General features: G+C 46.8%; 11 protein-coding genes. 3 read left to right on the top strand and 8 right to left on the bottom strand.

Annotation, left to right across the window (positions count from 1 at the left end):
• Positions 1–11 precede the first annotated feature (11 nt).
• The 3 genes from IFU39_RS11120 to nirB all read right to left on the bottom strand — a co-directional run bounded on the left by IFU39_RS11120 (position 12) and on the right by nirB (position 5,111).
• Entirely contained in the window at positions 12–437 is a 426-nt protein-coding gene (locus tag IFU39_RS11120; protein WP_197997766.1) for a hypothetical protein, read from the bottom strand.
• 324 nt (positions 438–761) lie between these two features.
• Positions 762–2,894: an assimilatory nitrate reductase catalytic subunit NasC gene (nasC, locus tag IFU39_RS11115; protein WP_192132607.1), complete on the bottom strand. Its 2,133-nt coding sequence runs from the start codon at positions 2,892–2,894 to the stop codon at positions 762–764.
• Positions 2,895–2,933: 39 nt separating this feature from the next.
• Complete coding sequence (nirB, locus tag IFU39_RS11110) at positions 2,934–5,111, bottom strand: nitrite reductase large subunit NirB (RefSeq protein WP_192132605.1); 2,178 nt, start codon at positions 5,109–5,111, stop codon at positions 2,934–2,936.
• 424 nt (positions 5,112–5,535) lie between these two features.
• On the opposite strand from nirB, the gene IFU39_RS11105 reads away from it, so the two are divergent.
• Positions 5,536–6,765, top strand: a complete 1,230-nt coding sequence (locus tag IFU39_RS11105; RefSeq protein WP_192133195.1) for a nitrate/nitrite transporter — start codon at positions 5,536–5,538, stop codon at positions 6,763–6,765.
• A gap of 121 nt (positions 6,766–6,886) precedes the next feature.
• Here IFU39_RS11105 and fabF read toward each other — a convergent pair whose 3' ends face one another.
• On the bottom strand, positions 6,887–8,125 hold the full coding sequence (fabF, locus tag IFU39_RS11100) for a beta-ketoacyl-ACP synthase II (RefSeq protein ID WP_192132603.1): 1,239 nt from the start codon (positions 8,123–8,125) through the stop codon (positions 6,887–6,889).
• A 138-nt stretch (positions 8,126–8,263) separates the two neighbouring features.
• Between fabF and IFU39_RS11095 the strand changes: the two genes are divergently transcribed.
• Positions 8,264–9,127: a helix-turn-helix transcriptional regulator gene (locus IFU39_RS11095; RefSeq protein ID WP_150366300.1), complete on the top strand. Its 864-nt coding sequence runs from the start codon at positions 8,264–8,266 to the stop codon at positions 9,125–9,127.
• Positions 9,128–9,261: 134 nt separating this feature from the next.
• Positions 9,262–9,936, top strand: coding sequence for a response regulator transcription factor (locus IFU39_RS11090; protein WP_105601062.1), 675 nt, complete (start codon positions 9,262–9,264; stop codon positions 9,934–9,936).
• 21 nt (positions 9,937–9,957) lie between these two features.
• On the opposite strand, the gene IFU39_RS11085 is transcribed toward IFU39_RS11090, so the two are convergent.
• The 4 genes from IFU39_RS11085 to IFU39_RS11070 all read right to left on the bottom strand — a co-directional run bounded on the left by IFU39_RS11085 (position 9,958) and on the right by IFU39_RS11070 (position 17,035).
• Positions 9,958–13,200: a response regulator gene (locus tag IFU39_RS11085; RefSeq protein WP_192132601.1), complete on the bottom strand. Its 3,243-nt coding sequence runs from the start codon at positions 13,198–13,200 to the stop codon at positions 9,958–9,960.
• A 179-nt stretch (positions 13,201–13,379) separates the two neighbouring features.
• The gene (locus IFU39_RS11080; protein WP_192132599.1) at positions 13,380–13,685 is read right to left on the bottom strand and encodes a PAS domain-containing protein; all 306 of its coding nucleotides are present in this window, start codon (positions 13,683–13,685) and stop codon (positions 13,380–13,382) included.
• Between the two features lie 71 nt (positions 13,686–13,756).
• A complete protein-coding gene (locus IFU39_RS11075) occupies positions 13,757–15,715 on the bottom strand; it encodes a methyl-accepting chemotaxis protein (protein WP_192133193.1) in 1,959 nt (652 codons plus the stop codon).
• Between the two features lie 462 nt (positions 15,716–16,177).
• The gene (locus tag IFU39_RS11070) at positions 16,178–17,035 is read right to left on the bottom strand and encodes a MetQ/NlpA family ABC transporter substrate-binding protein (RefSeq protein ID WP_091016079.1); all 858 of its coding nucleotides are present in this window, start codon (positions 17,033–17,035) and stop codon (positions 16,178–16,180) included.
• Between the last annotated feature and the right edge of the window lie 4 nt (positions 17,036–17,039).

Here is a 17,039-nt window from a genome sequence, read left to right as displayed (position 1 = left end):
TTCATCACTCTCTACCACAGACGTCCGGCAAGCATTGTAAAACGAATAAATACCACGTTATCTCCGTCTTTTACAACAAGTGACTCATCCAGTTCCTGCAATTCTTCATCGTTGAGAAACACTTTGTACAACCCATCCTCATAGGCGGTTATAGCTGTCTCCATCGCAACATTCAGATCAGGAACACCCTCATTGTATACTGCGCCAAACCCGACTTTTCCCGCCGCTCCCTGCGCCTCAATATCATCCGGCATCAGGTAGGAGAGCAATTCAGTCTGTTGTTTCTTGTCCTGAAGCGCTTTTAATTGCAGAGCCACCATGTTCTCAATGAGCTGCCTTAACGTATGAGTTGTTTCCGGAAGTTCGGCAGCTTGCTTGGCAAGTACCGGCTTGCGCTTACCCAGACTTTTTACCGTTATCCATACGTTCACTGTCATGCCCCCTCTGTCCTGCCCTATTTGAAGAAACTTCCATAAGCCCCGATATCTATACCACGATGCGTAATAACCTAAACTCGAAATGACGATCTATCTCAAAATAAAACCAAAAATACGTACATATGTACCCCTGATGAACATCATAACTAAAATTCAATCCATATTCATGAGCCAATCCTCATGTTTACGTGGAACCACGGAACTATGGCCTACTTGCGTACATATACGCAAAAAAAACCGCACAGTCTCATATAAATATGACTGCGCAGCCGCTAAGCTACTATTAGAACAGCTTATGACACCGGTAATCTGTAATTTTATGAATCATCTCGCCAGACGCAACGATCGAATGGTTACAGCTGCTGTCTTGAACCCAGGCATCCGGCAGAACGGATCTAGCTCTGGTCTGGTGGCCCGATTCACATTCTGAATGCCGCCCCAATGCATCGGCACGAACAAGGTATCCTGCCGAATTGAATCCTTGATGCGCGAACGAACCGTGAAGCTTCCGTACGTCGATTGAATCTCTACCCACTCTCCATCGTGAATACGATAACGGGCAGCGGTAGCCGGGTGAAGTTCAACAAAGTTCTCCAATTCACGAGCTGCCAGTGCCGGACTTCGATGTGTCTGCACCCCTGTAAGATAATGAGGTAACACACGCCCATTGGTGAGAATCAAGGGGAACTCCGAAGATATATCATTCCAGCCCGGGCTGGATTCAAATGTGAACGCCGCTTTGCCGTCCGGGTGAGCGAATCGTTCACCGAACAGCAGTCCTTCTCCCTGATCCTCCAGGGCAGAACACGGCCAGTATACCCCTTTCTCGTTACGCAAACGCTCATAGGTAATGCCATAGTAATCAGCCACCCCGCCACGACTCGCCACCCGAAGCTCATTAAAGATATCCTCAGCAGTGTCATATTCAAAATAAGAAGCTTTACCCAATTGCGCGGCAATCCGGCATAATATATCCCAATCATCGAGCGTTTCTCCCGGCGCAGGCCGCCCCTGTTCACGGAGCAGAACACGCCCCTCCAGATTGGTCAGTGTACCTTCATTCTCCATATAAGATGTAACCGGGAGAACCAGATCAGCCATGCGTGCTGTCTCCGACAGGAACATATCTGCCACGATCAGAAAGTCCAGCTTGCGCAGACCTTCCTCCACCAAACGCACATTGGGGTTGGATACGACCGGGTTGGAGCCCATTACAAGCAACGCCCGAATCTCCTGATCATGGACCTTCTCCATCATCTCGTAGGCGGATACCCCTTTGCCTGGCAAACTTGCAGGTTCCACACCCCAGACGGATGCCACATAGGCACGATCGGCTTCATTTTCAATGGATCGATAGCCTGGTAGTTGGTCAGCCTTCTGCCCATGCTCACGTCCGCCTTGCCCGTTCCCCTGACCTGTGATGGCACCATATCCGCATCCTTCTCGGCCAATTTTGCCAGTCGCGAGCACCAGGTTCAGAAAGTGCCTGACGGCCATATGCCCATCCGTCTGCTGCTCCACACCACGTGCTGTCATGATCATGCCTGTCTCTGCCTCACCGTATGCCATCGCCGCCTGACGAATCAACGCCAGATCAACCCCGCATGCTTGTGCCGCCTGTTCGAGTTGCAGATCAGCCAACCCTTGTATCAATTGCTCGTAACCATGCGTTCGTTCTTCTATAAAATGAGGCTTCACCAAGCCGGCATCCGTAATCACCTTCAACATGCTATCTGCCAGCAGTGCATCCATGCCAGGCTTCACCTGTAAATGAAGGTCGGCAATGGCAGCGGTTGCCGTCTTGCGTGGATCAATAACGATAATGAAGGCCCCGTTTTCCTTGGCCTGATTGAAGTAGGGCAACAGGGTAGGTTGGCATTCCGCAATATTGGTACCTGCGAGTACTATACAACCTGCCTTGGGAATATCGGACAGACGGAACGTCAATCCACGATCCATCCCGAACACTTTACTTCCAGCTGAAGCCGCAGCTGACATGCAGAACCGTCCATTATAGTCGATGTATTTCGTCCCCAATGCAACTCTGGCGAACTTACCGAGCAGATAGGCTGTCTCATTGGTCAAAGATCCGCCTCCGTAGACTCCGACCGTATCTGCTCCGTAAGAATCTTTCAAGTCCTGAAACCGCTCTGCGATGGTTTGAATGGCCTCTTCCCAGGAACAGGATTCAAGCTCACCATTGCGACGAATGAGCGGATGCATTAATCGTTGACCACTGAGCGCATGTTGATGCGCATTCATACCCTTCACACACAACCTGCCCTGAGAGGTTTCATTCGGAACACCCTGAACCGTATACTCACCACGACGCTGTCCTGCAACAGGTGCAGCCAGTTCTTCAACAGTCATCTTGCACTGCACACTACAATATGGACACTGGGTCTCCTTTACATACAGCTTGGATACCGCCATTTCCGAAGTTATCGATAATTCCATTTTCCCATCCCTACCTTTCAGCTGTAATACTGATCCGTTTCAGACGGTGCCCTGCACCGCGGGAGATTCAAGAAATCGCTTCATAGGGGATGCTGAAGCCACATCCCGCTCATGATGATGAATCGCAACAAGTTCCTTCTGTAGTTGGTCATCCAGCAGCGTTTCCCGAATCGACATGAATCCCAATCGTTCCGTCCATGCCCATAACGGCTCATCATACCAAGCGGTTTGGCGATACCATTGAAGGCAGGCTGATGCGAGTGTGGCCGCTTGCACCTCTGTCTCAGCCACCCCGAGCAAGCCACCTTGTTTGACCGGATGCTCTGCATGACCGCCTGCATAGATCTCCCAACCAGCTGGTGAAGCCAGCAAGCCAATATCTTGCACCAGTGCGCTCACCAACGAACCGTGCCCTGGTGCGACGCCCATATTCACCGGCGACGGCATCGCAGCACCGATCCAACTCGTACGAAGCTGTGCAGCCAACCCCCTGGCATCTCTTGCATAGGATGAAAGCGGGATCTGATCATCCCAGCGCACCTGAACCTCTGAGTGAGCTTCGATCTCTCGAACAACCATCGTTCCACCGGATACCTGTAAGTAATAATGAATTACAGGGCGACATACCGAGCAACCATGTTCCGAACCCCAACCCAGCTTCTGCAAGATTAAAAATATGTCTGGTAGCCCTGTCTCCAGAACATCGATGTCAGCCAGTATTTCCTTCAGTTCTGCATGCCCAAGCGCCGTACAACTGCACACAGGCATTGGAGCAGGTTTATCTGGTGTGGCTTCCACTCCAGTACCCCCGTTATTTTTCAGGTTATGCGTATGTTTCAACAGTGCAGCCACCATCGGGCGACAGCCACCGCATGAACCAGAAGCCTTCGTCTGCTCCTTCACCTGATCTGCCGTCTCGAGGCCCTGTTCCTGAATCGCCTTCATAATGGCAGCCTTGGTCACATTGTTACAGGCACATACGGTCTCCTGAGCTGGTAATGCCGCAGCAGCCATCTCAGCCGGGTCCGGGGCCCCTTCACGCGGAGCCAATTCCGCTACATCCGCACCTCGTTGCACCAGTCCAAGCAAAGCCGTTCCTTCCGCTGTATCTCCAAATAAAATGGCGCCGCGCACTTTGCCAGCCTGCATCAGTATTTTTTTGTATGTGCCTCGAATACCATCCAGATGTTGAATTGCAGTCTGCATGCCTTCCCCGCTAATCTCACCCGCCGAGAAAACATCAACTCCCGATACCTTCAGTTGTGAGTAAGGAATTGAACCCTTGTATTCAGGCGTTTCCTGTCCACAGAGCGTACGTGCGAGCACCTTCCCCTGTTCGTATATAGGAGCCACCAGACCATAACTGATTCCCCGATGTTCGGCACATTCCCCAACTGCATATATATCCGGTACACTGGTGCGCATATAGTCATCTACCATGATTGCCCGATTCGTAGCGATTCCACTTCGTCTGGCCAGATCCACATTTGGCCGAATCCCTACAGCGACAATGACAACCTGAGCTTCAAGCTTGGAACCATCTGTGAAGAGCAGCCCCTGCGCCTGTGATCGTCCGGTAATTTTCTGTGTATTTTTGTTCAAAAGAAAGGACATACCCTGCCCTTCAAGTTCCTGTTGAAGCATCGCGGCAGCCTTCTCATCCAACTGCCGGTTCATAATGTAATGCGCGTTATGGACCACCACAGCTTCCATGCCCAGATGCAGCAACCCGCGTGCAGCCTCCAGCCCAAGCAATCCACCACCAATGACTGCGGCCTTGCGATATGTTTTGGAATAATCAGACATGCGCGTACAATCATCAATCGTTCGGAAGGACATGACCCTCTCTTTATCAATCCCCGGAATCGGTGGGATAAAAGGTGAAGACCCTGTCGCCAGAATCAGGACATCATAGGTTTCTTTTAATCCGGATTCAGTCTCTATATATTTTCTACGGGTATCAATGCGGTGCACCGTTTCACCTGCGCATAGCCGGATTTGATGCTCGGCATACCAGCTCCAATCATTGATAATGATATCCTGTAACGAATGCTCACCCTGCAATACTTTCGATAACATGATCCGATTGTAGTTGGGACGGGGTTCATTACCGTAGATTACAATCTCATACGTATCAGGCTCCAGTGCGATAATCTCTTCGACACACTTCATTCCAGCCATGCCATTCCCGATAATCACCAGTTTGCTTCTACTCATGGGCTGCCCCCTATCTATCTCACCTGAAAATAAACAGAAAAATCCCTTCTCCATGATTCGGAAAAGGGCACCGTTGCCTCCGGAATCCACACGCCTTTGTGTAGATTCATATTAGATTCAGATTAAGGGAATCTGAATCTAATGTCAACTAAATTAACACAAAAATGCGAATAACGATTAAAAAACGAATTATCTAAAATTACATGTAATTTTTGTTGACATATATATTTTCTCTTGATTATAATTTGAATCAAAATCACAGTGCTGTGATCAACTCAGATGCGGAAACACAATGACGTGTACCGCCTGTCGGCAACGGGGCCGCAAATCGTTCAGATCTGGACGAATTGCGGCCTTTTTCTGCCTTAACAAGCACATAGACAAATCACGAAGATCTCAATTGGATGAGGAGCGATGATGGATGATGGAGAGCAAAAGTTTTTGGAAAAGCGGGCATAAGCCCACCCTTTTCGGGGCGTTTATGTATTTTGACATCAGTTTTATGATATGGGGAATGCTGGGTCCACTCGCAGTTGTCATTGCATTGGATTATCCGATGACTCCGCTGGAAAAGGCCAATCTGGTCGCATTGCCTATTCTCGGCGGCTCCATCCTGCGCCTTGTGCTTGGGTTCATGTCTGATTATATTGGTCCGAAACTGACCGCACAGATCGGGATGCTCGTCACCTTAGTTCCTTTATTACTCGGCTGGTTATGGGTCGACTCTTTAAGCCAACTGTACGTGGTGGCACTCTTGCTCGGTGTCGCAGGCGCCTCCTTTGCTGCTGCGCTACCTCTGGCAGGCCAATGGTATGGCAAAGAGCATCAGGGTCTGGCGATGGGTATTGCCGGGGCGGGTAACAGCGGAACCGTACTCGCAACGTTGTTTGCCAATCGCTTGGCTACGCATTTTGGCAGCTGGGAAGTTGTGTTCGGACTTGCTATTATACCGATCGCTATTGTATTCATCCTCTTTTCTATCTTTGCCAAAAATAGCCCGAACCGGCCTGAACCCAAGAAATTGTCCCAATACGGGAGTCTGCTTAAACAAAAAGATGCTTGGGTATTCTGTGCCTTCTATTGTGTGACCTTTGGTGGCTTCGTTGGATTATGTAACTATCTCACCATCTTCTTCAACACCCAGTATGGGCTCTCTCCTGTTCGTGCCGCAGACATTACCACCTTCTGTGTAATCGCAGGCAGTTTTTTCCGGCCTGTTGGGGGTTACCTGGCGGACAAAATTGGTGGAACCCGCATGCTAACATTCCTGTACACAGGGGCTTGTGTCATGTTAATCGGAGTATCCTTCATGCCACCACTTCCTGTTGTGGTAGTCATGTTGTTCCTCGGTATGATGTGTCTGGGAGCCGGAAATGGTTCGGTGTTCCAACTGGTTCCCCAACGCTTCGGCAATGAGATTGGCCTGATGACAGGTATTGTAGGTGCCGCTGGCGGATTGGGCGGGTATGCACTGCCGCTGATTCTGGGCCAACTGTACAGTAGCTATCAATCCTACACGCCAGGTTTTGTCATTCTTAGCCTGATTGCAGCAGCTTCCCTGTTCCTGGTTCTCTTCATGCAATCCCGCTGGCGTGTAAGCTGGCTGAGTCGAGGTAACAAAGGCATGGCCGATTCGACATCCCTCTCTTCCTGAGGCGTACAACCACTCGGCCGTTAACCAAGATACAGTGTTTACGAGTGATCCATAAGTAACCAAAGAAACAGCGTTGCCCCATCAGGCAGCGCTGTTCCTTTGGTTACGGCTGCCTTTCTACTTAAGATGAATATTTTTGAAGAACAATAACCGCATTATGACCGCCAAAACCAAAGGAATTAGACATCCCAATCCGCAACTCTGCTCTTCTTGCCTCGTTTGGTACATAATCCAGATCACATTCGGGATCTCTCTGCTCTTGATTGATAGTTGGCGGAATGATGCCATGCCGCAGACTTTGAATAAGTGATATCGCCTCCGCACCGCCTGCTGCACCAAGCATATGTCCTGTCATGGACTTATTCGCTGTGACCGGAATATCATAGGCACCTGTCCCGAAAAGTTGCTTAATCGCTCTTGTCTCAGACAGATCACCTGCCTCCGTACTGGTGGCATGAGCGTTAATCACATCAATGTCCTCAGGTCCAATCTGAGCCTCTTTCAGTGATGCTTTCATCGCCAGATATGCACCCCGTCCTTCCGGATGGGTAGCTACCATATGATACGCATCCGAACTGGCACCATATCCAATCACTTCGGCAAGAATATTCGCCCCTCTTGCTAGAGCATGAGACAGTGATTCCACAACCAGAATTCCAGCACCCTCCGCCATGACAAAACCGTCTCTCCCTGCATCAAATGGACGGCTGGCTGCTTGGAACGCTTCATTTCGTGTAGACAACGCTGTCGCATTACCGAAGCTTGCCAGTGACACTTCCGTTACAGCCGCTTCTGTCCCCCCAGCAATAATGACATCGGCTCCGCCATGACGAATTAACCGGAAAGCCTCTCCAATGGCTGTATTGCCAATGGAACAAGCTGTTACTGGCGATAATGTCGGTCCCCAGCAACCAAACCTCATACTGACCATAGCCGCAGCCATATTGGAGATCATCATGGGTACCAGTGTTGGGCTGACTCGCGCAGGTCCCCGATCTGACAGGACCTTGCCTTGTTCCATCAATGTCTGGATGCCGCCTATGCCTGAACCAATATATACACCTACCCGTTCACGGTCCAGTTCATCCATCACAAGACCCGATTGTGATACAGCCTGATCCGCAGCAGCAACAGCAAATTGAACGAATCGATCCATACGCCTTTCTTCCTTGCGTCCAAAACGCTCTTCACCATCAAAATCACGGACCACGCCAGCGATTCTGGTTTTATACGAAACTGTGTCAAAATGTTCTATAGGTGACACACCTGATCTACCCTCAATTAATCCATTCCAGAATGTATGTACATCATTTCCCAAAGGAGAGATGACTCCCATACCTGTAATTACGACTCGTTCCATATCCATCCTCCTTCAGCGCTGTTGTCTACCTTGCCCTTACGCTCTGCCACTAATAGTGCACTTTTGAATATCCTATTACAAGTTGTCAATTATAATAGTATAATGACTACCATGATAACGAGGATTGAAGGTGATGGATTGAACTACGATGTCAGGTTACAGGCATTGTCCACTTTTCTGAAAACACAGCGTTCCAAAATTTCTCCCGAATCGGTCGGTTTACCCACTGGAAGTCGGAGAAGAACGCCTGGGCTGAGGAGAGAAGAGGTTTCCCAACTGGCAGGAGTGAGTACAACATGGTATACCTGGCTTGAACAAGGTCGGGATATTCAGGTATCCCATTCCGTGTTGGATAACATTGCTTCAGCACTAAGGCTTACTGCAGATGAACGAAAGTATCTGTTTTCGCTCGCCATGGAGCATCACTCAGAGCTGCCCATGCTGGAAGAAGAACCGGTTCAACTTCACCCTTCCTTGCAGAAAATTCTGCAAGAACTTCATCACTGCCCTACCGTGATCTCGGATCGGCGTTGTTACATTGTCGGCTGGAATGATGCAGCCCGGCATGTTTTTATGGATTTTGAACAGATTGCCCCCGAACAGCGGAATATGATCAGTCTTTTATTTGATCGAAAAGAATTTCGCAGGCTCGCGGTGAACTGGGAGGATTTTGTTAGCGGATTTCTGGCGATTTTTCGTGCTTACTATGGCCAGTACGTTGATGATGAATGGTATAATTTATTTCTGGATGACATGATGAACAGACATCCCGATTTTCATACCCTTTGGAAACAAAGCAGCGTCAGCAGTGCCCCGGACGTTTTAATCGAATTCAGGCATTCCAAAGCAGGCAAAATGTTGTTTGATCTGACTTCATTGCAGGTTCAGGGTAGTTCCGATCTGCGTTGCAGTGTCTATACCCCTGCGCCAGAGAGCGCTACCGAGCGCAAACTGATGCGTCTGATCGAGCGTGAAGCTGATCCACATCTTGGCAAGCATTAAATCGGAGTCTCTCTCCTTCTCGGCGTCATGTTAGAGCCTTGACATCCTCATGTTGCATGTTTTAAATATCAGGTATATGAAGTAATCCATGGATCTTAGTCCTTCTACAAGAAGGGGGTTCAGAAAGGAATATCATGACGAAAGTGCTTATCATAGAGGACGACAACATGTTAGGCGATACATTATCCTTGTATTTGCAAGGTGAAGGGTATGATGTTATCCGTGTCGATAACGCAAGAGATGGTCTTCTACAGCTTCAAGCGCGGCCTGATATCCTGCTTCTTGACTTGATGCTCCCTGATTCGGGTAATAAGAATCCTAGTTCTCTCATGCGCCAGCATACAGCAATCCCCATCATTGTCATCTCTTCGTTAACCGAGGTTTCTGAGCGGATTCGATCATTAACAGATGGGGCTGATGACTATGTATGTAAGCCTTTCAGCATGCAGGAGCTGAAGGCACGTATTGAGGCCGTATTGCGCCGCTACTCCATATTGAACAGCTCTGTTGTCACTGAACAGGAAACCGGAATATCTCTCGATCTGGCCCGAAGAACCGTTCTGTTGAATAACCAGCGCGTGGAGATGACATTTTCCGAATTTGAGATCATGAAGCTGTTTATCCTCAATCCTGGCAAGGTCTACAGTCGGTATGCCCTGATTGAAGCCATTCGTGGTATTGATGCCTACATTAATGATCGCACCATCGATGTGCACATTACCAAGCTTCGCAAAAAAATTGAGGACAATCCAAAAAACCCCCAATACATTCAAACCATCTGGGGGGTAGGATATAAATTCACACCTTAAAACAACACAGCTTCATTCCGATCACCAAGGTAGGGACTCGGTAATTTTATCAATTTCCTGTTGTACCTTCTCCAATTCCGAACGCAGTTCCTCATCTTTGATTAACGGACGGGACAGGAGCGATTCCAATTGGAGAACCACACACATCAGGTCCACCGCATGTAGATTCGCAGCTACGCCTCGAAGAGAATGAACACTACGAATGACATCAGCAATCTGCTGTTGCTGATGTTGAATCGCCAGTTTATTCTGAAACGAGTCATACTCCGTCCTAAATTTCGTGAGCGCATATTGCAGAATATGTGGCTTGCCGTCCATCTGTCTGATCGCCTTATCTGCATCAATTCCATTGATATCTCTTATGCCTTTTAGATCAATCCATATTTCCAAAATGTCTGCGAGCTGTTGTTCATGTATGGGTTTAGTCAGTATGGCATTCATGCCTGCTTCAAGATATAATTCATGGTGACTTTTTAAACTACTCGCTGTAAGCGCAATAATAGGGGTACGATCATATTTCCTCATCTTGCGAATGTGCCTTGCTGCATCAATTCCGTTCATATCTGGCATATAGAGATCCATCAGAATCAGTTCCCATGTTTGTTCATCCAATTTCTTCAAAACCTCTGTGCCACTATCTGCCAGCGTCACCTTGAATCCGGTATGTTCCAGCATGGCCCGAATGACCAGTTGATTGATTTCATGATCTTCAGCGATCAGAATGTGCCCTTTGGATTTAAGCAAATAAGATTCATCGTATTCTATCATCCGCTTTTTCTCCAATGGCCCTTCACCCTGAAGTGCAAGTAATACTTCGAATAATCCCAGACGTGTAATCGGTTTGATCATCATGAGATCCGGGCGAAAGGATCTCTCCTCACTCCACAGGGCATTTTCACTAAAAGCATGGGTATAACCCACCATTTGAAATTTGGTTCGATTCATTCGCTTCATGAAACTGTCCCATAACGAACTGTTAACTGTGTCTTCTATATCCATATCCAACATGATCAACATCGAACTTGTCCCTTCGGCTTCAGGAGTATACCAATCACTCTCCATCATATGGTTCAAGGAAGTATACAGCTTCGGATTCATACCGAATGAATAGAGCAGCTGCTTCAGATTTGCGCCCATCCGTTCATCATCTTCAATGATAACCACATCATTCGCACCATATAGGAGAGGGTGTGTCTGCAGGGAAAAACTCTCTTCTTCTTCCGAATCTGCAAGTTCAAATATCAAGTCGAATGAAAACAGACTGTACTCTCCCAGCACACTATCCACCCGCAAGCTTCCTCCCAAAGAGGTGACCAGAAGGTAACAGATGACCAGCCCAAGACCAGAGCCACCATATGTTCGATACGTCGAGGGTTCCGCTTGAGTAAACGGGACAAAAAGTCGTTCCAATTGTTCGGGTGACATTCCGATTCCCGTGTCCTCTACCTCAAAACGGACATGAACTCGCTCCGCCTCCAATGAAAGTACCTCTGCCTGAAGCGTTACATATCCATGCTCTGTAAATTTAATCGCATTACTGAGCAGATTCAATATCACCTGTTCAAGTCGGAACGGATCACCAATTACCGTTAATGGCAGATCGGGATCGGTTGTAAAGATCACTTCGATATCTTTGTGCCCAATAGCCACACCGATCTGATCTGCCACACGTTTGATCACTTCCTCTGGTGAAAAAGAGACCTTCTCCAACATCAGCTTGCCTGCCTCTATTTTTGAAAAATCAAGAATATCATTTACGAGGGCAAGCAAGGTTTGGGAGGACGCATTGATTTTACTCAAATAATCCTTTTGTTGTGGAGATAGATCTGTTCGTTGAAGCAACAAAGAAAAGTTGATAATGCCGCTCAGTGGGGTACGAATCTCATGGCTCATGAATGCGAGAAACTCACTCTTCGCCTGGCTTGCTTTGTCAGCCTTAACACGTCTATAGTGATCCGAAATGTCATGAATGACTGCCTTAATTTTCTCACTCGAGTTTAATACTCTAACAGGGTATAGGTGAACCCGAACATGCTGCTCATGACCTTCTCCAATAATGAAACTCAGTTCCGTATCCTGTGCTATATTGTGATGTAAGGCTTTTTGGAAAACGAACAACCAGTTCTCCAGCTGCTCAATGAACAACAATTCTTCAATCTGACGCCCAATCACTTCCTGCCTGCCGAGACCGAGCACATCCAGAAATTTCTGATTAACCGACACTATACATCTGTTGTTATCCAAACCGACAAACCAGTCTGCCGACACTCGCTCAAGTGTTCGATATCGCTCTTCGCTTTCTTGAATCCTACGTTTAACTGCTCTGTGTTCCGTGATATCCAATCCATAGCCCACGACATATTTCACCACACCCTCTTCTAGCAGAGGACGAATTTTCACCAGCGAATAGTAACCTTCATGCTCAATCTCGTAAAAAAAAGATTCCCCTTCCCAGGCCCGGTTAAACTGCTTTCGCAGAAACTCTACCTTCTCCTGAGGTAAAATATTCAATGCACCCAGTTTGTAATCTTGCTTCAGATTACTCATATCCAAGCCCAGACGAGAGAGCATCTCTCCCTCAAGCACAAGATACTCGAATTTTCCGTTCTGTTTTCGGATTTTAAAAGTAAAACCCGGCTGCATACGAAGCATCTCCAGCATTTCCTGATCCCTCTGAATGACCAATCTCCTATATCGATGATTTTGGTTCAGATAATACAGGAATAATATAACGGACAGCAGGCAGATACATTGAAAAAAGAGAATCTGCCCCATCATTAGCAGAGAAGGAGAATAGGTCTTTAGTACAGAAAGTTCATACACAGTAATCAGCAGCAACGCTCCGGACAACCACTTCTGCATAAATCCCCTGATATACTTAAAGATCAGACATATGGCTACAACAAATAACAACTCTGTCAACGCATACTGCCAGTTCTCCAACAAGGGATTACGCCCCATATTAATCCGAAAAATCCACATGAATGCAAAAGTAACGAAAGCAGATCCACTCCCACCAAAATAAGCAGCAAGCAGATACACACTGGCCCGGAAATTCAACAATGTACCATCCTCAAGCACAATAGAGAAATAATAGAGCGCCGTGCCCAGCATGCTCAGCGTAATACCAATAATGATCCGAGTCGTGATGGATGTTGAACGGGTAGCATTTGTATGGTTCAGATAGTGATGAATTAGGAAAACAAAGATCAAAATTAGCGTGAAATTTAATACAAGATCGCGTAGCAAATGGTCACCGTCCACATTACGACTTCAGGATTTCATGCATTCAATGAATGTTGTCAGATTCATGGTCGCAGTTCCCCAGTACACAAATCATAGTATGCCGGACTCCCTTATTCAATTGAAGATATTGACCATTTTTTTGAAAATAATTACTACTTTCAGCTAACATACCCTTATCACCAAACAACAATTTTTTTTCATGAAAATTCATCATTAAATATGCTGATATAAAAAAGAGAATCATCCAAATGAACCGATGTAATCGTAACTTGGGCTTCCCATACTTCCTGATCGGCCTTCATCAGTTTGGCTATGCCGGACCAGGTCTGATTTCCTCTCCAGTGGGTATCCATTAGCAATCGGGCAGGCTGACCTATGGTGCTCTCCCGTGAGAATCCTGTTTTGGTTACATAAACGGAATTCACATCCAGAATCACACCCTCCTCATCTGTAATCATGACCGCATCCGTTAGCAGTAAGAAGGCTTTGAGTTCCAGTTGCATGGTTGTCCACTCCCTCTAATGAAACATGATGTGATGCTGTCCCTGTGTGATACTCTCTTCTACGATCCCGTTTAATACTTAAACTGTCTAATCAGGCGCTGCAGCTCTTCAGCCAGGGAAGACAAGCCACGAGCCGATGAAGAAATCTGCTCCATCGCTGCCAGTTGCTCCTCTGAGGAAGCGGCCACTTCTTCGGAAGTTGCGGCGTTGCCAGACGCAATGCCTGCCAACTCATTGGATACAGCAGATACTTCCTGTACACCTGCTGTGATCTCTTGCGACGTGGCAGCAATCTCTTCAATCTGAGGTGTCGTTTCCCTCATGCTCTCCAGAATACGTTCAAACTTCCGAATCGCTTCTGTAGAGATGTCCATGCCCTCTCCAACCTCTGAAGTCACCTTCTCCATCATGCGAACGGAAGCAGCCATATCTTCCTGTACCGCCGTAGTCAGCACGGTGATTTCATTGACGGACTGCCCGGATTGCTCTGCCAACTTGCGAACCTCTGCTGCTACAACAGCGAATCCATTGCCATGTGTACCTGCACGAGCAGCTTCAATGGATGCGTTCAGCGCGAGCAGGTTTGTCTGTTTGGCTATATTTCCGATTAACTCCGTGATCGCTGAAATTTGGTGTGATCGTTCATATAACGCCTGAATCAATTGGTTTGTCTGTTCTACCGTCTCTTGAATCGATTGCATCTGACTCACCGTCTGCTTGACGGTGTTGCCGCCTTCTTCTGCTTGTACGGTTGTATGTTTCGCCAAATCAGCGACATGTATGGAACGTTCGGCGATTCTTGTAATACCAATCGTAATTTCATTCATGGCCTGATGGTTATGTTCAATACCCTGGGTCTGCTTCTCCGCACCATTCGCAATTTCCTGAATGGCTCGCGCTACCTGCTCACTGGCTGCACTGGTTGATTCCGCACTCTGAGTCATTTCATCCGATGAGATGACTACCTGACTGGCGCTGTTCTCCACATTTTGAATCAACACACGCAGATTGCTCTGCATTTTGCCAAAAGCCTCACTCAGTTCACCTATTTCATCATTACTTGTGCTTGTAATGGTCTGGGTTAGATCCCCTTCGCTCACCTGAATCGCCTGAACCTTCAACTGACGAATCGGTTTAACAATTGATCGCATCACCAGCCAGATGATCAAAATTCCGATGACAAGAAAAGAAACGATGACCATAAGCGTTCGATTCAGAATAGGCGCAGCGGCATCCTCTACTTCAGAAGAAAACATGGTGCCTGCGACCTTCCATCCCGTGGATGCATTCGTGGCGTAATACATGACCTTATCAACCTGATCAAAGGTATAGTTGAAGTTACCGGATTCATTCGTATACACTTGAGTCCAAAAGTCTTCTGTTGCATCTGTTCCAGGTTGCATCGTCGGATGATAGATATACTTTTCGCTGGCATCCAGCAGAATCAGATGCCCCTTTTCTCCTACTTTAATTCCGCTAACCAATTGACTAATGTCCGCCAGATTGAGATCTAATTGGACCACACCAGATTGGTCTTCCAGTGCCTTGGCAATCGTAATGGTGATCTCTTTTGTCTCGGCAGAAATATAAGGGTCTGTAACAATGACCTGCTCTGGATTTCCCATTGCTTCGGTATACCATGGTCTTACTCGGGGATCGTAATCCTTGGGCATCTCTGCATCAGAGGACATCAGATACACACCTGCCTCTGTGCCTACACCTATGGTGATGATATCTGTGTTCTGCGCAGCATACCCCTTCAATTCGTTCACAACCCGAACCTCGGCATCATCTTGACGTAATTGCTCTGCAAGTGTATTCGCATAATATTCAATGTGATTCCGCTTGGTATTGACTGAAAGATCTATCGTTGCACTGGCAAGGTTCACATTTTCCATCGCACTATGTAAAATTTGCTTCTCCACTTCATCTTTTGCACTGTTATACGATAAAACTCCAATACTTAACGAAGGAATGGCCAGGAAAGCAATAAAGGACACCACCAGCTTGGTCTTAAAGTTCTTATGCATCTTGTTGAACCAGGTCGGTTTGCTATTTTTTTGGGACAAATTTCTCTACCTCTTCCAGATTAATTTTAGTTTTACTTGATCTACTTATAAGTTGAACTAGTGATTATTTACACTTGCCACTCCGATGCAGAACAACCTGCCAATCGCTGAATGATTCATACAACTTATTTAGCTCTTGTAAAGCTCTCATAGATTGTAAACCATCTTTTCAAAAAACTAGGTCTCACTTCTTGTGAAAAACACTCTTTACACTAAAAAACTCGAATAAATCTCTTCATTTATAATCCAAAAGAACTATTTTCAAACAAATTATACGAAAAAACTATTAAATAAAGTGTTCCGGGGATATGACCAAATTGTTAACTTTCTAAATACTTATTAATAAGCATGCAGATGACAAAAAAAAGATCCAAGCGTTATCGCTCAGATCTAAAGGTTATTTACATTGGACCAACGTATTCTCTATTCAAATGCCGGGATCGCAATATCTGCATATTTCTCTTCGAAGAAGGCTTTGACCTCTGGACCCGCCATACGTTTAGCCAGCTTCTGGATCGCTTCGGAGTCCTTATTATCCTCACGAGCAACCATGGTGATCGCAAAATGGGAATCATCCTTCTCGGTTAACAATGCATCCTTTTTCGGTGTAAGACCGAGCGGACTGGCATATGCCGGTGTCATGGCTACCAGATCAGCATCATCCATCATACGAGCCAGCATCAACAAGTCCACTTCCTCAAACTTGAAGTTCTTTGTATTCTCGGTGATGTCTGCCTGTGTGGCGTTAAAACCTACGCCCTCTTTCAGCTTAATCAATCCGTTCTGCTCCAGCATCACAAGAGAGCGACCAATGTTGGAAGGATCGTTTGCAATTGCAATCGTTGCACCTTCTGGCAATTCCTCAATCGTTTTGTACTTTTTGGAGTAGCCGCCATAGATGGCATTATAGATAGGCTGTACAGCCACCAGATTGGCATTGTTCGCTTCATTATACTGGGTCATGTAAGGCACATGTTGGAAGAAATTTGCATCCACTTCCTTATTCGCGAGTGCCGTATTTGGTTGAACGTTATCTGATAACACAACAACTTCCAAGTTGACGCCATCTTCCTTCAAAAGCGGTTTAACAATATCCAGCACATCTGTCATCGGTGGAATCAACGTAGCTACTTTCAACGTAACTTCTTGTGCAGCTTGTGTGTCTTCCTTTGTTCCTTCAGCCGCAGGTGTTTCTTCTTTTTTGCCACAAGCAGCTACAACCAGCATTACTGCAAGCAACATAAGCATCATCTTTACTTTCATTTCATGTCTACCCCTCATCGTA

It is taken from the genome of Paenibacillus sp. CFBP 13594 (genome assembly GCF_014842675.1).
GTDB lineage: Bacteria > Bacillota > Bacilli > Paenibacillales > Paenibacillaceae > Paenibacillus > Paenibacillus amylolyticus_B.
This window is presented reverse-complemented; position numbering and strand designations above follow the sequence as displayed.